Source organism: Streptosporangium sp. NPDC000396, assembly GCF_042898655.1.
Lineage (GTDB): Bacteria > Actinomycetota > Actinomycetes > Streptosporangiales > Streptosporangiaceae > Streptosporangium.
Genome location: NZ_JBIAZA010000033.1, coordinates 101,884 through 119,804 on the forward strand (window position 1 = coordinate 101,884; position 17,921 = coordinate 119,804).

At 69.7% G+C, this 17,921-nt stretch carries 18 protein-coding genes; 8 read left to right on the forward strand and 10 right to left on the reverse strand.

Annotated elements, in window-relative coordinates; genetic code table 11:
- Positions 1 to 60 precede the first annotated feature (60 nt).
- Genes ACFY2X_RS38410 through era form a run of 3 tightly spaced genes read left to right on the forward strand, consistent with a single transcriptional unit; the run spans position 61 to position 1,925 of the window.
- Positions 61 to 612 (forward strand): hypothetical protein, encoded by a 552-nt coding sequence (locus ACFY2X_RS38410; RefSeq protein WP_389947995.1) that lies wholly within the window; start codon positions 61 to 63, stop codon positions 610 to 612.
- Positions 613 to 654: 42 nt separating this feature from the next.
- A complete protein-coding gene (locus tag ACFY2X_RS38415) occupies positions 655 to 987 on the forward strand; it encodes a cytidine deaminase (RefSeq protein WP_389947996.1) in 333 nt (110 codons plus the stop codon).
- Between the two features lie 17 nt (positions 988 to 1,004).
- Positions 1,005 to 1,925 (forward strand): GTPase Era, encoded by a 921-nt coding sequence (gene era, locus ACFY2X_RS38420; RefSeq protein WP_389947997.1) that lies wholly within the window; start codon positions 1,005 to 1,007, stop codon positions 1,923 to 1,925.
- A gap of 44 nt (positions 1,926 to 1,969) precedes the next feature.
- Here the strand turns inward: era and ACFY2X_RS38425 are convergent, their stop codons facing one another.
- The 8 genes from ACFY2X_RS38425 to ACFY2X_RS38460 all read right to left on the reverse strand — a co-directional run bounded on the left by ACFY2X_RS38425 (position 1,970) and on the right by ACFY2X_RS38460 (position 10,767).
- On the reverse strand, positions 1,970 to 2,677 hold the full coding sequence (locus ACFY2X_RS38425; protein WP_389947998.1) for an urease accessory protein UreD: 708 nt from the start codon (positions 2,675 to 2,677) through the stop codon (positions 1,970 to 1,972).
- Positions 2,678 to 2,727: 50 nt separating this feature from the next.
- A complete protein-coding gene (gene ureG, locus ACFY2X_RS38430; protein WP_389947999.1) occupies positions 2,728 to 3,411 on the reverse strand; it encodes an urease accessory protein UreG in 684 nt (227 codons plus the stop codon).
- 24 nt (positions 3,412 to 3,435) lie between these two features.
- Positions 3,436 to 4,245, reverse strand: coding sequence for an urease accessory protein UreF (locus tag ACFY2X_RS38435; protein ID WP_389948000.1), 810 nt, complete (start codon positions 4,243 to 4,245; stop codon positions 3,436 to 3,438).
- 7 nt (positions 4,246 to 4,252) lie between these two features.
- Positions 4,253 to 5,968, reverse strand: a complete 1,716-nt coding sequence (locus ACFY2X_RS38440) for an urease subunit alpha (protein WP_389948001.1) — start codon at positions 5,966 to 5,968, stop codon at positions 4,253 to 4,255.
- Positions 5,958 to 6,284, reverse strand: coding sequence for an urease subunit beta (locus ACFY2X_RS38445; RefSeq protein WP_389948002.1), 327 nt, complete (start codon positions 6,282 to 6,284; stop codon positions 5,958 to 5,960). Before ACFY2X_RS38445 ends, ACFY2X_RS38440 begins: the two co-directional genes overlap by 11 nt.
- A gap of 57 nt (positions 6,285 to 6,341) precedes the next feature.
- Complete coding sequence (locus ACFY2X_RS38450) at positions 6,342 to 6,644, reverse strand: urease subunit gamma (protein WP_389948003.1); 303 nt, start codon at positions 6,642 to 6,644, stop codon at positions 6,342 to 6,344.
- 132 nt (positions 6,645 to 6,776) lie between these two features.
- Complete coding sequence (locus ACFY2X_RS38455; RefSeq protein WP_389948004.1) at positions 6,777 to 8,321, reverse strand: endonuclease/exonuclease/phosphatase family protein; 1,545 nt, start codon at positions 8,319 to 8,321, stop codon at positions 6,777 to 6,779.
- Between the two features lie 301 nt (positions 8,322 to 8,622).
- On the reverse strand, positions 8,623 to 10,767 hold the full coding sequence (locus tag ACFY2X_RS38460; protein WP_389948005.1) for a serine/threonine protein kinase: 2,145 nt from the start codon (positions 10,765 to 10,767) through the stop codon (positions 8,623 to 8,625).
- 151 nt (positions 10,768 to 10,918) lie between these two features.
- Between ACFY2X_RS38460 and ACFY2X_RS38465 the strand changes: the two genes are divergently transcribed.
- Together ACFY2X_RS38465 and ACFY2X_RS38470 are read left to right on the forward strand one after the other, a co-directional pair.
- Positions 10,919 to 11,992: a transporter substrate-binding domain-containing protein gene (locus ACFY2X_RS38465; protein ID WP_389948006.1), complete on the forward strand. Its 1,074-nt coding sequence runs from the start codon at positions 10,919 to 10,921 to the stop codon at positions 11,990 to 11,992.
- On the forward strand, positions 11,950 to 12,975 hold the full coding sequence (locus ACFY2X_RS38470) for a hypothetical protein (RefSeq protein ID WP_389948007.1): 1,026 nt from the start codon (positions 11,950 to 11,952) through the stop codon (positions 12,973 to 12,975). The genes ACFY2X_RS38465 and ACFY2X_RS38470 overlap by 43 nt, the downstream gene beginning before the upstream one ends.
- A gap of 136 nt (positions 12,976 to 13,111) precedes the next feature.
- Here the strand turns inward: ACFY2X_RS38470 and ACFY2X_RS38475 are convergent, their stop codons facing one another.
- Positions 13,112 to 13,714: a hypothetical protein gene (locus ACFY2X_RS38475; protein WP_389948008.1), complete on the reverse strand. Its 603-nt coding sequence runs from the start codon at positions 13,712 to 13,714 to the stop codon at positions 13,112 to 13,114.
- Between the two features lie 256 nt (positions 13,715 to 13,970).
- Between ACFY2X_RS38475 and ACFY2X_RS38480 the strand changes: the two genes are divergently transcribed.
- On the forward strand, positions 13,971 to 14,273 hold the full coding sequence (locus tag ACFY2X_RS38480) for a hypothetical protein (protein WP_389948009.1): 303 nt from the start codon (positions 13,971 to 13,973) through the stop codon (positions 14,271 to 14,273).
- Complete coding sequence (locus ACFY2X_RS38485; protein WP_389948010.1) at positions 14,270 to 15,439, forward strand: NlpC/P60 family protein; 1,170 nt, start codon at positions 14,270 to 14,272, stop codon at positions 15,437 to 15,439. The genes ACFY2X_RS38480 and ACFY2X_RS38485 overlap by 4 nt, the downstream gene beginning before the upstream one ends.
- Positions 15,440 to 15,531: 92 nt before the next feature.
- On the opposite strand, the gene ACFY2X_RS38490 is transcribed toward ACFY2X_RS38485, so the two are convergent.
- Complete coding sequence (locus ACFY2X_RS38490; RefSeq protein WP_389948011.1) at positions 15,532 to 15,777, reverse strand: DUF2630 family protein; 246 nt, start codon at positions 15,775 to 15,777, stop codon at positions 15,532 to 15,534.
- Positions 15,778 to 16,117: 340 nt separating this feature from the next.
- Between ACFY2X_RS38490 and leuA the strand changes: the two genes are divergently transcribed.
- Entirely contained in the window at positions 16,118 to 17,830 is a 1,713-nt protein-coding gene (gene leuA, locus ACFY2X_RS38495; protein ID WP_389948012.1) for a 2-isopropylmalate synthase, read from the forward strand.
- Positions 17,831 to 17,921: the final 91 nt, after the last annotated feature.

A 17,921-nucleotide genomic window follows, 5' to 3' on the forward strand; every position in this document is an offset into this window, starting at 1 on the left:
GCCCTGGCCGGGGTTTCGACTGCGTGCGGCAGCGAAACGGGTTACACCCGGAAGGAGGCCGTGGGGGAGCTGACGCGACTCCAGAGACTGTTGCCGCAGGCACGAGAACTGCCGGACGGATTCTCGGCCAGGCTGCGCGACGGGTGGAAGCCCCCGTTCCGGCCGCGTGACCGCGAGTGCCGGCTCATCCTCGACACGGCGGGGGGCAGGCCGCCGAAGCAGGCGCTGGGCGCGCAGGTGGCCGCGACCTACCCGGGCGACAAGCTGGGTGAGCTGGCCGGGGTCGGCCTGATGTCCTACGCCGGAGACGACGCCCGGTTTCACTTCGCCAAGCTCACCGAGGCGCTGAACGACTGCAGGGTCGTGATGAGCCGCCGGGTGAGCGCGGGCACCTCCTTCGCGGTCTCGAGTCTCGATATGGACGCCGTCGGCGACGAGATGGAGGCCCGGCGGCTGCGTGGCCGGCTGAACGGATACCCCTACGAGATGCACATGGTCTTCGCCCGTATCGGGCACACCCTGGTCTCGCTGGTGCACGCCGGGGTCACCGACGTCGATGTCCGGCGCACTCAGGAGCTCGCCCGGTTCCTGGCCGGCCGGGCGGCCGCCTGACCTCGGTCGCGCCGGTTCCCGCAAGCTGAATACCCTTGTGGTGTGAGTGACGCGACCCTCGATCCCGAGGACAACAAGATCATCGTCCTGGCCCGTTCCACTCGTGCCCGCAACGGCGCCGCCGAAGGCGCGGCCGTGCGAGACGAGACCGGCCGGACCTATTCGGCGACCAACGTGGCGCTGCCGTCGCTGACGCTGTCGGCGCTGCAGGTCGCCGTGGCGATGGCCGTGTCCAGCGGCGCCGAGTCCCTGGAGGCGGCCGCGCTGGTCACCGCGGGGGAGGGCCCGGCCGAGGCGGACGTGCAGGCGGTCCGGGACATGGGCGGCAAGACGCTGCTCGTGGCCGGTCCCGACGGGACCTTGCGTCAGAGCTGAGGCCGATATCGGCGACAATGGTTGGCGTGAGTTCTTCAGCTGCTGATTTCCATGCCGGTTTCGCCTGCTTCGTCGGCCGGCCCAACGTCGGCAAATCCACGCTGATGAACGCGTTGGTCGGCACGAAGGTGGCGATCACCTCGTCCAAGCCCCAGACCACCCGCCGGGTCATCCGCGGCATCGTTCATCGCCCGGACGCCCAGCTCATCATCGTGGACACGCCCGGGCTGCACAGGCCCCGCACCCTGCTGGGCGAGCGGCTGGACAGCCTGGTGCTGTCCACCCTCACCGAGGTCGACGTGATCGGGTTCTGCGTGCCCGCCAACGAGCCCATCGGCAAGGGCGACCGGTTCATCGCCGAGAAGCTCGCCGCGGTCAAGAAGACCCCGGTCATCGCCGTGGTGACCAAGTGTGATCTGGCGACCCGCGAGCAGATCGCCGAGCAGCTGCTGGCGGTCTCCCAGCTCGCCGAATTCGATGAGATCGTCCCGGTCTCGGCGGAGTCGGGGGAGCAGCTCGACGTGCTGGGCGACGTGCTGATCAAGCGGCTCCCCGAGAGCCCGCCGCTGTATGAAGGCGGTCAGCTCACCGACGAGCCCGAGCAGGTGCTGGTGGGCGAGCTGATCCGCGAGGCGGCACTGGAAGGGGTCAGGGACGAGCTGCCGCACTCGATCGCGGTCGTCGTCGACGAGATGCTTCCCCGGGAAGGCCGCGACGACCTGCTCGACATCTACGCGCACATGTTCGTCGAGCGCCCGTCGCAGAAGGCCATCGTGATCGGGCACAAGGGCACCCGGCTCAAGGAGGTCGGCAGCCGGGCCCGCCGGCAGATCGAGGCGCTGCTCGGCACCCGGGTCTATCTCGACCTGCGGATCAGCGTCGCCAAAGACTGGCAGCGCGATCCCAAGCAGCTGCGCCGCCTGGGCTTCTACGACTGACAGAAGGCCCCCACGACCGGCAGGACACCGCGAGAATCCCCTGGTCATGTCGCCGGCAGGTGTGACTCACCGCTTTCCAGACGTTGTCGCAGCTCGACGGCGTCGCTCCCGAGGGCGGAGATCAGGGTGCCGGGTCCGGCCAGGGGCAGCACCGCCCAGCCGTCCCCGATCACCGGTTCCGGCGCCCGCGCGGTGACCAGGACGCTGCCGACGCAGCGGGCGGCGCCGTACACGGCGGGGCTCGTGTCGATCGCGGGGTCACCCACGACGAACTCCTGCCGGAGCAGCGGGCTGCCCGCGACCGTGGCGTCGAAGCGGGAGTGGCAGTGGCCGGGCCGCTCGCCGTACCGGCCGAAGACGATCTCCTCGCGCCAGAACACCCGGGCGTCCTCGGCCAGTGCCAGCCGTACCGCCATCCGGTGCCGGCAGCCCGCCGCGAGCACGGTCGGCTCGGGTGCGAATCGCAGCGACGCTCCCGCGCCCACCCGGGCGGTGACCGTCATCAGAGACTCGCCCGGACCGGGCAGCACCAGCGTGCTCGCGATCGACCGCACGTCCAGCACGGTGCCCGGCGCCACCTCGATGTCGAGCGCGAGGTCGTCACCACCGAGCGGCCCCGCCGCGGTGGAGACCAGATGCACCTGGCCCGGTGCGGTCCGGCGCAACGTGAGCGGTGGGTCGGACCGCATCGTGGTGAGCACGGTCCGGCCGTCCGGGCCGCGTTCGGTGACGATCGCCGCCCGGGCCGCCATCGAGCGCCGGGGGACAGACCCGGAAAAGGGATGATCTTCCGGCGGATGGGTCACGGTCGCGGGACCCGGGCGCGAGTGCGGTCGTGGGCCCAGGACCGGACGAGACCGGTGACCCATTCGGCGACCGCGTGCGCGCCCGGCTCCTGCCTGACCGAGGTGAACAGCACGGGCTTGCCGTCTCGTACGGCCGCCGCGTCGCGGGACATGACCGTGAGGTCCGCGCCGACCATCGGGGCCAGGTCGGTCTTGTTGATCACGAGCAGGTCGGCCGCCGTCACGCCGGGACCGCCCTTGCGGGGAACCTTGTCGCCGCCCGACACGTCCAGCACGAAGATCTGGCTGTCGGCCAGGCCCCTGCTGAAAGTGGCGGTGAGGTTGTCGCCGCCACTCTCCACGATCACCAGGTCAAGCGGGCCGAACCGCTCCTCCAGGGTCTCCACCGCGTCGAGGTTGGCCGCGATGTCGTCGCGGATGGCGGTGTGCGGGCAGCACCCGGTCTGCACGGCGGCGATCCGCTCCGGGTCGAGCACGCCCGTCCTGCGCAGGAAATCGGCGTCCTCGGTGGTGTAGATGTCGTTGGTCACCACGCCGAGGCTGAGCGTCTGGCCGAGTGTCCGGCACAGTGCCGCGGTCAGCGCGGTCTTGCCGCTGCCGACGGGCCCGCCGATGCCCAGGCGCAGCGCCCGGCCGCGGGGATCGGCCGGGTGGTGGTGGTCGTCGTGGTTGGCGCCCATGGGCGTCACCGTCCTTTCAGGCGATCAGGAGACGAAGAGCCTCGGCTCGGCGCGGACATGCCGCTCGGCGAGCAGGTCGAGTGCGGGTGCGGCGTGCGCGGGCAGTGCCTCCCAGTCCGCCGGGACTTCCACGGCGACCCGCTCCAGGTCCGGGATGAGATCGGCGAGCAGCCGGTGCACCGCGACCGGGTCGAGGCCGAGGAGCCGGACCGCCGCCGTGGCCGGTCCGGTGACGGAGGTGTAGGCCGCGGCGAGCGCTGCCTCTTCCGGGGCGCACCCCGCGGCCGCGGCCACCGCGCCGAGCGCGATCGGGTGATGGGCGCCCTGCGGTACGGCCCCCGCCAGGACGCCGAGCACCGGTGACGGCCAGATCCGCCGTGCGGTTCGCAGCAGCAGCCTGCCCTGGGTACGGCTCGCCTCGCGCTGGGCGGGGGAGGAGGTCCTGGCGTCGGCCTCCGTGTCCAGCAGGGCCCACCGCCCGGAGCGGCTCGCGGGCGCCGCCTGGCCGGTTCCCTCCTCCGGCAGGTCGCGCGCGGTCCCTGCGACGCTCGGTCGCCGGCCTTCCGCCGCCGGCGGAGGGGGCCCGGTGCCGCTCGCCTGCCGGCCTTCCGCCGCCGGCGGAGAAGGGAGGGAGCCCGTGCCGAGCCGGCAGGCCGCCGCCGCGAGACCGGCGGCCACCAGGCCGACGGTGGCCAGCCGCCCCCGCAGGAACGCGGCGAGGCCGGGCAGGTCGTGGACCGCCCCGACCTTGACGGCCGCCTCGATGCCCCCCGAGTGCCCGTGGCCTCCGGCGGGCAGCCGGGAATCGGTCAGCAGCAGCAGTGCGGCGTTCATCAGGGCGTCAGAAGAGGAAGTAGCGCTGCGCCATGGGCAGGGACTCGGCCGGGGCGGGTTCGACCGGTTCGCCGTCCACGCGCACGGTGAAGGTGTCGGGGTCCACCTCGATCGTCGGCATGGCGTCGTTGAGCGGCATGCTCTCCTTGCCACGGCGGCGGACGTCGGCCACCGGCAGCAGGCGCCGCCGTACGGCAAGGCGGTCGGCCAGGCCGTCCTCGATGGCCAGCGGCGCGACGAAGTGGACCGAGGTGGCGGCGGCGGTGGCCGGGGCGGCGCCGAACATCGGGCGGGGCATGACCGGCTGCGGGGTGGGGATGGAGGCGTTGGCGTCGCCCATCTGGGCGTAGGCGATGACGCCGCCCTTGATCACTAGGTCCGGTTTGACCCCGAAGAAGGCCGGATCCCACAGGACCAGGTCGGCCAGCTTGCCGGTCTCGACCGAGCCCACCTCGCCGTCCAGGCCATGGGCCACCGCCGGGCAGATCGTGTATTTGGCGACGTAGCGCCGGGCCCGCAGGTTGTCGGCGCCGCCGTCGCCCGGCAGCGCGCCCCGGCGGCGCTTCATCACGTGCGCGGTCTGCCAGGTCCGGATGATCGTCTCACCCACGCGGCCCATCGCCTGGGAGTCCGAGCCGATCATCGAGATCGCGCCCATGTCGTGCAGCACGTCCTCGGCGGCCATCGTCGCCGGCCGGATCCGGGACTCGGCGAACGCCAGGTCCTCGGGGATCGAGGGGTTGAGATGGTGGCAGACCATCAGCATGTCGAGATGCTCGTGCAGCGTGTTGACGGTGTGCGGGCGGGTCGGGTTGGTCGAGGAGGGCAGGATGTTGCCGTAGGAGGCGACCCGGATGATGTCCGGCGCGTGCCCGCCGCCCGCCCCCTCGGTGTGATAGGCGTGGACCACCCGGTCGCCGATCGCCTTCAGCGTGGACTCCACGAACCCGGCCTCGTTCAGGGTGTCGGTGTGGAGCGCCACCTGGGTGCCGGTGGCGTCGGCGACCGACAGGCAGGTGTCGATCGCGGCGGGGGTGGTGCCCCAGTCTTCGTGCAGTTTGAAGCCGGATGCTCCGGCGCGGAGCTGTTCGAGGAGACCCTCGGCGCTGACCGTGTTGCCCTTGCCGAGCAGCGCGACGTTGACCGGGTGGGAGTCGAGGGATTCCAGCATCCGGGCGAGATACCAGGTGCCGGTCACCGTCGTGGCCTTGGTGCCCTCGGCCGGCCCGGTGCCGCCGCCGATGATCGTGGTGACCCCCGCGGCCAAGGCCTCGTCGAGGATCTGCGGGCAGATCAGATGGACGTGAGAGTCGATCGCCCCCGCGGTCACGATCTTCCCGTTGCCCGCGAGGATCTCGGTGGACGGGCCGATGACCAGGCCGGGGTGGACGCCGTCCATGGTGTCGGGGTTGCCGGCCTTGCCGATCGCGACGATCCGGCCGCCCCTGATCCCGATATCGGCCTTGACCACGCCCCAGTGGTCGAGGACCACCGCGCCGGTGATCACCAGATCGGGCGAGCCCTCGGCCCGGGTGGTCCTGGCCTGGCCCATCGACTCCCGGATGACCTTGCCGCCGCCGAACACGGCCTCGTCGCCCGCCCCCGCCGGGCCCGTCGACAGGTCTTCGGTGATCTCGATGAACAGGTCGGTGTCGGCCAGCCTGACCCGGTCTCCGGCGGTGGGGCCGTAGAGGGCGGCGTAGCGCGCCCGTTCAACGAACATGGGGACTCCCGTCGAGAGGTCCGGCCCACTCGGGGCGGAGCCCGGGGACGATCCGGCGGCCGGCGATCGGCACGAGGTTCACGTCGCGCTCGACGCCGGGTTCGAACCGCACCGCCGTACCGGCCGGGACGTCCAGGCGCGTGCCCCAGGCCGCCCGGCGGTCGAACTCCAGACCGGGGTTGGCGGCGGCGAAGTGGTAGTGCGACCCGACCTGGATCGGCCGGTCGGCGGTGTTGACGACACGGACGGTGACGCGCTCGCGGCCCGGATTGAGCGGAATGGGCGCCTCGCCGTACTGGATCTCACCGGGTTTCATCGCTCGCCCACCGTTCCTCGCCCGTCGTGCCGGGGGCGTGTCGTCTCCGGTCCGGGATCATGGGATCGGCTGGTGGACGGTGACCAGCTTGGTGCCGTCGGGGAAGGTGGCCTCGATCTGCACCGATTCCAGCATCTCGGGCACACCGTCCATGACGTCCTGCCGGGACAGCACGTTGCGTCCCGCCTCCATCAGCTCGGCGACGGTCCGCCCGTCCCTGGCCCCCTCCATCAGGAAGGACGCGATGATCGCGGTGGCCTCGGGGTGGTTGAGCCGCAGCCCCCGGGCCCTGCGGTCACGGGCGACACCGGCTGCGACATGGATGAGCAGGCGTTCTTGCTCGTGTGGTGTGAGCCGCATTCCCGGACCATAGAGATCGGCGGTTTCCGAAGTGTTGCGCGGCCGTGTCGGGGCGGTTTCCGCCTCGCACTCCTCGCGGGCATGGGAAAAGGGCGGCGCGGGCCGCCCTTTTCCGTATCTCCCGCAGAAGGGTCAGCGCATGCGGAAGGTCGTCAGAACCGCCGCGTGGTCGGAGGTCCAGGCATTGTCGCGGTGGTTCGGAATGGCCTTGGGCGTGCCCTCGACCAGGGCGCGGGAGTCAAGAACCCGGAGCTTTCCCGCATAGTGCACGAAGTCGATCCGGTCCTGGGGCTCGGGCTCGCCCTTGTGCGCGTCGTGGCCGTAGCCGCCGGTGAAGGTCGGGTAGATCGGCGACCAGGTGATGCCGGGGGCGGCGACCGGGTCGGGGTTGGCGACGCGGAAGGAGTCCTTCAGGCCCGCCTGCTCGGGCAGGGCCGAGGTGGGCCAGGCCACCGAGTCGTAGCCGCAGCGCTTGGTCGCGGGCGTCCAGTCCAGGTGGGAGGGGGCGTTGAAGTCGCCGGTCAGCAGGACCGGAGTCCGCCCGGCGTCCTTGAGGTCGGGCTCCATGGCGGTCAGGATCGCCTGGATCTGCGGGGTACGGCCGGAGGCGGTCTCGCGGGCGAGCAACTCCTTCTGGGTCATCTTCCCGAAGCAGGCGTCGTAGGGACCGTAGGGCGTGTAGCCGAGGTGGACGTTCCAGACGGCGACGTCCTGCTTGCGCTGCTCGTCCACCTGGACGCGGGCGGTGATCCCGGCCAGGCCCGACTCGGCGGGGACCGGACCCCGCGACACGATCGGGTAGCGGCTGACGATGCCCATGTCGCTTCCGGCCTGGAAGTAGTCCCAGCCCAGCGACTCGGCGAGATCCCTGGCGGAGGTGGACGAGGTCTCCTGCATGCCGACCACGTCCACGTCGTGGTCGAGCAGGAACCTGAGCTGCTTCTCACGGGCGCCGTTCACCTGGCTGCCGCCGTGCCAGAGGTTCCAGCTCATCGCCTTGAGTTCCGGCACGAGCCTGGCGCCGGGCGCCTTCACCTCGATCTCGGCGGTCGCCGACGCGGTCTCCCCGGCGGCGTTGCGCGCCTCGATCGTCACGGTCGTGGGGCGCGGCGCGTCGGGAGTGCGGGGTGTGCCGGAGATCGCGCCGTCCGCGCCGACCGTGACCCAGCGGGGACCGGCGGTCTTGCGGAAGGTCAGCCCCTGGTCGTCGCCGCGCACCAGGCCCTTGACGGTCGCGGCGTACGGCTTGAGCGCGCGGGCGTTGCGCAGCGGGAAGCGGTCGCTGACGAAGTGGAGCGGCGCGTTGCTCGTGATCCGCAGCTTGACCGGCCGGGCGAGCCAGGCGTAGCCGTCCTTGGCCAGGAAGTAGGCCGCGTAGTTACCGGGTTCGAGGCCGTCGGTGGGCAGCGTGGCGGTGCCGCCGGCGGAGGGGACATAGACCCACTTCAGGGAGGGGCCGACGTATGCCTCGTTGACGGGGCCGTTGCCGGGGTCTGCGTACAGGCCGATCCAGTTCTTGGGGTCGGGGCGAGGAGTGGAGTAGGTGAGGCTGATCGGCTCGCCGGCCTTCACCGACGTCGAGGCGGCGGTCAGGGTGCCGTCGGCCTCGGCCGTCGCGGGCGCGCTTGTCAGGCCCAATGCCAGTACGGCTGCCGCCACCATCAGTACCCGGCGCATCCAGGCTCCTTCCGTGTTCGCGTGGAGACATCAGCGTGGAGTGCCCTGGTAAAGGCCGGATGTACGCGAATCGTCGCCCAGATTGCGCGCATTGGAAACCAGTATCAGCTGCTCAAGTAAGTACAAGTTATTGATTTGTCTGTACAAGTGCGCGCACCTTGTTTGTACCGGTGCGTCCTGTCGCGACGGTGCTCTCTTCTCGGGGTGCGGTTGAGGGTGAACTTCACGGGAAACCTCGGCAGGTCACCCTGCCGGCGGGCAGGTCGGTGCGGGGGCCGTGTGTTGCCCGGGGTTTCCGTGCTCAGGGGCGGGCCTCGAAGGAGTTGAAGCTGACGTCCACCCCGGAGCCGTCGGACCAGGCGTAGGCGAACATGCCGATGGAGCCGGCGGTGAACGGTTTCGCCCTGTCGAGCTGGGAGACGAGCTTTTTGCCGTTGACGCTCAGGATCAGCCTGGTCCCTTCCGCGCTGTTGCGGCAGGTCGCCCCCAGACTGGTGAGCCGGGTGGCGCGGAAGCCCGGAATCGGGACGTGCTTCACCGAGGAGGCCGCTTGGCCGCTCTTGAGGATGTACGCGTTGCCGTTGCTGGTGAGCGAGAACTCATAGCGCTTGGCCGCGTCGTCCCGGCCTCGGCAGAAGACTCCGAAGTTGCCCTTGCCGCCCAGCATCCGGACCTTCGCGATGATGGTCGTGTTCTCCACCTCGGCGGTCCCGGGGGCGATGAGCGGCAGATAACCGTCGGGTTTGGTGGTGATCCGGTAGGCGCCGCGGCCCAGTTGCCGCCTTCCCTTGCCCCATGCCGCCGCGGTCCAGCCCCGATCGGTGCCGCTGAAGTCGTCCTGGAGCGGCAGAGCCCGCACCGGGGTGGGGCTGGCCGTGGCCTTCGCCGAAGACGGCGACGGCGACGGCGACGGTGAGACGGTCGGGTGAGGGGAGGGGGAGTGGAGAGCCGCGGATGCCGTGGCCGCGGGGTCGGCCGCGGGGTCGGCCGTCGGTTCAGGCGTGGCTTCGGGCATGCTGCCTGCCGCGGCGGACTGGGACGGTGCGGTGAGGCCGGCGGTGGCCTTGTCCCGTGGCAGGAACCAGGCGATGCCGGCGATGACCAGTGCGACCCCCACTCCCGCGACGAGGGGGATGAGAGGTGACCAGGGTCCTCGCTCCGGGGTGATGGGCCTCCTCTCGGTGGAACGGCTCGGAAAGCCGCCACCGGGGATGGCAGGAGACAGACTGGGCGGTTGCGCGGAAAGCGCGCTTGAGCCGGGGGACAGGGCGGGTGGTTGCGCGGACGGCGTGACTGCGGCGGAGAACGGGCTGGGCGGTTGCGCGGGAGAAGCGCCTGCGGCGAACGGCACGAGTGACTTCGCGACGGACGCGGTCGGGTCGTCGTCGGTGTCGGTGTCGGTGTCGGTGTCGCCGGCACCGGCCAGGCCGGGTGGTTGCGCGGAGTGCGTGCTTGCGACGGGGAACAGGGCAGGTGGTTGTGCCGGGGGCGTGCTTGAGGTGAGTGGCGCGGGTGGTTGTGCCGGGGCTGTGTCCGGGGTGGGGAGCGGGGCGGGTGGTTGTGCCGGGGGCGTGTCCGGGGTGGGTGGTTGTGCCGGGGGTGTGTCTGCGGCGACGAGTTGCGCGGGGGGCGTGTTTGTTGCGGGGAGCGCGGGTGGCTTCGCGAGAGAGGCGGCCGGGTCGCTGACGCCGGTCAGGCTCTGGAGGATGTTCCGCACACTCGGGCGCCGGCCGGGCTCCCCGGCGAGGGCGCGGCCGACGAGGTCATGGAGCGTGCCGTGCAGGCCGGTCAGGTCGGGACCGGCGTGAGCCGCCGGGGCGGCCGTGTCGAGGCCGGTGCCGCCGAACGGCTCACGCCCGGTCGCCGCGTAGAGGATGACCCCGCCCCAGGCGAACACGTCCGACGCTTCGGTGGCCTCCTCGCCCCGTGCTTGCTCCGGCGACACATACGCCGGAGCGGTGTGCGCGGGCACGCCGGACAGACCGGGGAAACGGGTCATGCCGAAGCCGGTCACCCGGGGCCCGAGGGGGCCGAGCAGGATGTTGGACGGTTTCAACCCCTGGTGGATGATGCCGGCGGCGTGGATGGCCTGCAGGGCGACGGCGGTGGACACGGCCAGCGAGTCCAGGCTCGACCCGGTCAGGGGGCCGTGGCGGCCGACCCGCTGGCGCAGGTCGGGCCCCTCGACATACTCGGTGACCAGGTAGGCCCGGTCACCGTCGAGTCCGGCTTCCAGCACCGGGACGGTGCAGAACTGGGCGACCCGGGACAGCGTCTCGGCGTGGTGCTGGAACCACTGCCGGAAGCCCGGGTCGGCGGTCAGGTAGGGGTTGATGATCTTGATGGCGACCTGGCGCCCGTCGGGGCCGCGCGCGAGGAGAACCTCTCCCGTCCCGCCCTGTCCAAGCCTGCTGATCACGCGATACGGCCCAATGGCGAGATCCATCGTCCCCCCGTTCCAGAGATCCGATAGTGGATCCTAGGGGGTATTTCGGTCACTTCACCGGTAAGTCGTTTGATCTCTTCTTGATGAAGGGACTCCCGATCGCCTGGATCACCGCATAGCCTGCCGAACAAAGAGGGATTCCAGGGGCGTCATGACCGAAGAACCCGCAGACGGGGGAACGCGAGCAGAGGAGCCGACGGCTCCGTCCGAAGACTACGAGGTGCCGTTCGTCTCGCCCGAGCCTGTCCGGCCGCGACGAGTGAGGCGGTTCCGCCTCGCCGCATGGGTGGCGCTGATTCTGGCCGCGGTCGTGGTCGGCGTGTCCGTCATGTGGGTGAACGGGCCGCCCACCGAGGCCGAGCTGAGGGAGCAGGCCGGGCTGTTCAACAAGGACAGGCTCCGGATCGGTGTGAAGGCCGACACGCCGGGCATCGCGCTCCAGGAACAGGCCGGCAGGCGTGCCTTCAAGGGGTTCGACATCCAGATCGCCTACATGATCGCCGCGGATCTGGGCTACCGGCCGGACAAGGTCGACTTCCTGGCCATCGAGACCGAGGACAGGGCGCGCATGCAGGCTCTGGACGCCAACGGCCGGTTCGTCGGCGTGGACCTCGTGGTCGCCACCTTCAGCGTGACGCGCGCCCGCCAGGAGGATCCCGGTGTCGGCTTCTCCACGCCCTACCTCTTCACCGAGCAGTCCGTGGTGACCAGATCCGACTACCCCGGGAAGATCACCTCGCTGGGGCAGCTGGAGGGCAAGAAGGTCTGCACGCTCGGCACGTCGACCTCCGAGAGCGAGCTGGAGAAGGCGACGAAGGCTGCCGTCACCGCCAAGAACCTGGTCAGCGACTGCGTGGCCGGTCTGAAGGACGGCGAGTTCGACGCGGTGACCACGGACGCGGCCATTCTGGCCGGGTTCGTCGCCGAGGCCGGTGGAGCGCTGCGCCATCATGACATCGCGCTGGAGAAGACCGAGATGTGGGCGGTCAACGCCGGCCCCAACAAGGCGTTGCGGACCCTGGTCGATCTCGCGCTCTACCGTTCCTACGCCGACCCCCAGGACCAGAGGTGGGAGCAGGCCTACCAGACATACATCGATCCGCTGCTGTCGGCCAGTCCCAACGTGAACGTCGCCCAGGCGGAGCAGCCCTGCGCGTTGCCCCCGCCGGTGCGCAGGTGGCCATGGGAGCGCACGCTCCCCGTCAGGGACTGCCCGTCCCGTTGAAAGGCGCCGGGCGGGTCAAGGACACACCGAGAAACCAGGAGTGGCTGCTCGCGCTGCTGCCGGTGTTTCCCATCGTCCTGCTGGTGATGCGGCTGTGGTACGCCAGCCGCCAGGACACCCAGACGCTGCTCCTCCTCCTGCAGAGCATCAGCCCACTGGGCCTGCTCAGCTCGGTCCTGCTGACGACCATGTGGGTTCTGCCCGTCCTCATCCTGGGCGGCCGGATACTCGGCACCCTGTACTGGCTCAGCACGGGCCGCTCCTCCTGGCTGGTGCGAACCGCCGAACGGCTGCCCGGCTGGGTGGTGGTCCTGGCCGCCGTGGTGGGCATGTTCTCCTGGCAACTGCGGTTCCTGCCGACGCTGATGATGCTGTCGCTGACCGTGGCCGGGCTGACGGTACGGGACCGGTTCCCCGATCACGAAGGGCTGCGGGCCGCCGTCTGCTACGTGCTGCCCGTGATGGTCGCGGCGCTCTCCTACGCGGTGCTGTGGCCGGTCATCGGGGCCTCGTTCGCCGCGCGTGACCTGGCGACCCTGCTCCTCCTCACGCTTCCCCCGGGGCTCACGGTCCTGCTGACCGGGCCGGTTCCCCGGGCGCCGGCCCGGATACTGACCCACGGCATCGCGATCGCGATGGCGGTGTTCACGCCGTTCCTGGTGGGCGTGGTCGTGATGAGGGCGCCGATCCTCCCGCTCATGGCCCTGCAGATGACGGAGAAGGAGGTGCCGCGGGTGCTCGTGGGTTACCTGGTCGCCAGCGACGACCAGATGTCCACGGTTCTGGGGCGCGAGGGTGCCGTGAGTTTCGTCCAGAACGACCGCCTCCAGTCCAAGGTGCTCTGCCCCGACCCCGGAGAGGTGCCCAGGACCTGGGTGAACCTCCACGGCTGGTACGTCGAGCAGAGCGTGGTCTCCTGGCTCGCCCCCGCTCGGTCGGCCGCCCCGGTCGATCCCCGCTGCCAGGGCCGTCCCGTGGACTAGGTTCTCGCTTCGGGTGCCGCCCCCGGCCTCCGCCGCGCGCACCGGGAACGGCCGGTGAGCGCGCCGCGTGTCACCGGCCGGTGGTGACCGTCGCCCGCCTGCCGTTCTGGCCCGGACGAGACCCGTGAAACGGCACCTAACGCTGGCCGTTGTAGAAACCGATCCCTACCGCCCCCCACCAGCAGAGCTGGGAGACGAGCGCTGTGGTGGCGCCCCAGGCCAGGAGGCGCGGAGCGAGCGCGGTGGACACGTGCCGGGCCATGCGCCTGTTGAGGAGCCCGGCCTGCAACCCGTTGAGGGTGAGGACGAGCACCAGGGCCAGCTTGGTGCGGGTGAGAGGGGAGGTCAGGTCGGGATGGAGCATCACGCCGCTGACGACCAGCCCGGCCAGTCCGGTCCAGATCGGAAAGTGCAGGCGGGCGGTGCTTTCAAGAACATCACGCAGAGCGCACCGTCCTGACATCCACAGCAGCCCGTGGTAGTCGACCACCAGGACGGCGCCGAAGCCGAGCACCAGGGAGGCCAGATGGACGAAGAGGGCCGTGGTGTGCAGGGCGGGATCCGCCTGCAGGTGCTGGGAGATCCACGCGCAGGCGGACAGCGTCAGGCCTGCCGTCAACGCGGCCGCGGTAACCGTCCACCAGGAATCGTAGAGACCCGAGGGGCGGGTCGGCTCGCCGTCGCTCTGCAGGGGTGTGGGCAACGCGGACACCGACGGCTCCGACGGCAGAGCGGACACGGACTCCTCCAAAGGGCTCGCAATGATTAGGCAAGGCTTACCTAAATATCCCGTTCAGGTCAAGATGGGGTTTGATCATCCTGGTTGGGCCTGTTTGTGAAGATCCAGTTCCTTCTTCGTGACGGCCGCATGCCTCGGCCGTCGTCGTGTCCCCTTGGGCGCATCGCGCGCCTGCCGCTACTACTCCGCCTTGATCATCAAAAGTGATAAGTTTCTGGGGCAATTGGCGTCTATGGGGCATACGGGGCGAGCTTTCATGGCGGGTTTCGAGATCTATTTCGACGCGCTGGAGGACTGCGCGTCCAAGGCCAAGAGTGTCGCGAGCCAGTTCAAGAGCGTGGCCGACGAGAATCCCGCGAGTGTCGTCAGCTCCTGTTTCGGGGCGCTCAAGGGCAAGTCCGACAAGCTCATCGCGGCCATCGGCAAGCTTGAGGGAAAGATCGACTCTGAGACCCGGCACGTCGAGCAGAACCTGGGCAAGGTCGAGGCGGCCCTGTACAAGGTCGTCGAGAACGTCCGTAAGGCCAACCATCCAGGTTCTCGGGTGGAGCAGGCATGACGGACAAGTGGGACGACTACCTCAGGCCCATTCAGAACGCCATCGACGAGCTGACCGGCGACCAGGCCGAGGTCTCCAAGATCTCGACACGCTGGCGGGGCGTGGCCACCAACATCCCGACGCACACCGGTACCCTCAAACGCGCGGTCACCACCGTGAACGACGCCTGGAACGGCAGCGCCGCCGAAAGCTTCGCCGGCTACATGGCCAAATACACCGAGCAGGGCACGGCTCTGAACAGCGCTCTGACAAACTGCGCCAGCAAGCTGGACGCCGCGGGAACCGCGCTGGAAGCCGCCAAGGGCGAGGCCCAGGCGATCTACAACAGAACCCGCACCTGGCTGGACGAACAGCGCAAGGACTCCGACAGCACCACGATCTCGATGACGAGCATCAGATCCAAGGTGGATAAGGCCCTGGCGGAACTGAACAAGCCCGAGGGGGCGAAGCAACGGGCGATCAAGGCCATCGAGGAGGCGACCAGCGCGATCGACGAACTCGACAAGGTCAAGTTCTTCTCCTCCATCCCCGCCCCCGCCGACCAGGATTTCTATCCGAAGAACAACCTCGCGATGCGCTGGACACCCGACCCGGGCTTCGACCCTCGGGGTACCACCCAGCTGGCGTCATACAAGGGCGGCAACGGCCTGGACTTGCAGACCGGCGGCAACGGATACGGTTCCGGCTCCGAGAGCAGTGGCAACGGCTACGGTTCGGGCGGCTCGGGCGGCGGCTCCCCGAACCCGGGCCTTGAGGTCCCCCCGAACGCCCGCAGTCTGGCCGCGAACCCCCGGGCCCAAGCGATCGTCGACTTCGCGCTCAACCACCGCGGAGATCGCTACATCTGGGGCGCGACCGGGCCGAACGCCTTCGACTGCTCCGGGCTGACGCTCCGTGCGTACGAGGCGGCCGGCATCGAGATCCCCAGGGTCGCCCACGACCAATGGCTGCACGGCCCGCGCATCCCCGACGGCAAGGAGCAGGCCGGAGACCTCATCTTCTTCGACAAGGACGGGGACGGGGTGGCCGACCACGTGGGCATCGTGCTCGATCCTGAGAAGAAAACAATGATCCATGCCCCCAATTCGCACTCGGTGGTCCGCATCGAGAGCTACGGCGACTACCCGACCCCCAGGCTGGGTTTCACCCGGCCGGGAATGGGCTGATCGGGCCGGGGCGCCGGCCTTCCGCTCCCGAGGCCCGGCCGCACGGGGGTGTGACGAGCCTGGCGTCTCCGCTCGGAAAGGCGGGCGCACGCCTACTGGCGGTATTCCTCGACCTCGTCGATGGGGCGCGGTGCGGCCGAATCCGGGTCTTCCCCGAACTCCCGGCGTGCCCGGCGCTGCCTGAGCAGGTCCCATGCCTGGTCAAGGGCCTCCTCCAGCTGTTTGATCCGGTTGTTCTCCTCATGTGAGGAGATCTTGCCGGAGGCCAGGCGCTGCCGCAGACCGTGTTCCTCGGCGATGAGCTCGTGGATATGGGCGAGGATGTCGGCGTCCTTCATTTCCGTCCCCCTAGCGTCGGCGGTAGCGTCACTTTAGCTCGCGGCTGACGACGCGGCTGACGACGTGGCCGATGGCGGCGGCCGGGAACCCGCGCGCGAGAACCGAGACGCCGGCGCGGCCGGCGTGGCCCCGCGAATGCCCGGACCCCCATTGACCTACGGCGTTTCGCCATGTGAGATCGAATCCCAGATATTTGGAAGCGTCTGCTAACGTGCTAAACATGCTGCGCGGACTGCTTCTTAGCTGCCGCGACGAGGGCCTGTAAGAGGCCGGCTCCCTCGTCGCGGAGCGAGCCATGCGCGTCGGCCGCGATTGTCATTCCAGTCGAGGAGCCTTTGCATGTATCCGCAGCAGCAGCCCAGTTCCATGCCGTTCAAGCGCTACCAGCCCTATGCACCGGTCCGGCTCGACGACCGCACCTGGCCTGGCAAGGTCATCGACAGGGCCCCGAGATGGTGCGCGGTCGACCTGCGTGACGGCAACCAGGCGCTGATCGACCCGATGGACTCCCACCGCAAGCTCCAGATGTTCGAGTTGCTGGTGAAGATGGGCTACAAGGAGATCGAGGTAGGTTTCCCGGCCGCGTCGCAGACCGACTTCGACTTCGTCCGGAAGATCATCGAAGATGATCTGATCCCCGGTGACGTGGTGATCCAGGTTCTCACCCAGGCCCGGCCCGAGCTGATCGAGCGGACCTTCGAGTCGCTGCGCGGAGCCAAGCAGGCCATCGTGCACCTGTACAACTCCACCTCGACGTTGCAGCGCCGGGTCGTCTTCGGCCAGGACAAGGACGGCATCACCGCGATCGCCGTCGAGGGTGCCAAGCTGTGCAAGAAGCTGGCCGCCGAGCTGGAAGACACGGAGATCTACTTCCAATACTCGCCGGAGTCCTTCACCGGGACCGAGCTGGAATACGCGGTGGAGGTCTGCAACGCCGTCAACGACGTCTGGCAGCCCACCCCGGACCGCAAGGTCATCGTCAACCTGCCCGCCACCGTCGAGATGGCCACGCCGAACATCTACGCCGACCAGATCGAGTGGATGCACCGAAACCTGGCCTACCGCGACTCGATCGTGCTGTCCCTGCACCCGCACAACGACCGGGGCACCGCCGTGGCCGCCGCCGAGCTGGGCTACATGGCCGGTGCCGACCGCATCGAGGGCTGCCTGTTCGGCAACGGTGAGCGCACCGGCAACGTATGCCTGGTCACGCTGGGCATGAACCTGTTCTCGCAGGGCATCGACCCGGAGATCGATCTGTCCGACATCGACGAGGTCCGCCGGATCACCGAATACTGCAACCAGCTGCCCGTTCACCCGCGCCACCCCTGGGGCGGAGAGCTCGTCTACACCGCCTTCTCCGGCTCCCACCAAGACGCGATCAAGAAGGGCTTCGAGCACCTGGAGCGCGACGCGGCCGCCGCGGGCGTCCCGGTGGACGAGTTCACCTGGGCGGTGCCGTACCTGCCGATCGACCCCAAGGACATCGGCCGCACCTACGAGGCGGTCATCCGGGTCAACAGCCAGTCGGGCAAGGGCGGGGTCGCCTACATCATGAAGGCCGACCACAACCTGGACCTGCCGCGTCGTCTGCAGATCGAGTTCTCCCGCGTCGTCCAGGCCCGCACCGACGCCCTCGGCGGCGAGGTGAGCCCGGCCCAGATGTGGGAGGTCTTCGCCGACGAATACCTGCCGAACCCGGCCAGCCCGTGGGGTCGCCTGGGCCTGCTGGCCCACCGCAACGCCTCCACGGTCGACGAAAGAGACGCCATCAGCGCCGATCTGCGCATCGACGGTGAGATCCGCGAGGTCGAGGGCGTCGGCAACGGCCCCATCTCCGCCTTCTGCGACGCCCTGTCCGGGGTCGGCATCCAGGTCCGCGTCCTGGACTACGCCGAGCACGCGATGAGCGCCGGCACCGACGCCAAGGCCGCCTCCTACATCGAGTGCGAGGTGGCGGGCCAGGCCCTCTGGGGCGTCGGCATCGACGCCAACACCACCACCGCCTCCCTCAAGGCCATCATCTCCGCCGTCAACCGCGCCACCCGCTAGTGCCGCATCAGGCAACGTTCGCCCTGCTTCGCCGGGCGCAGAGGGAGTTGGTCTGGCAGGGTTCGGCTATGGGCGATCATGGACTGGATGA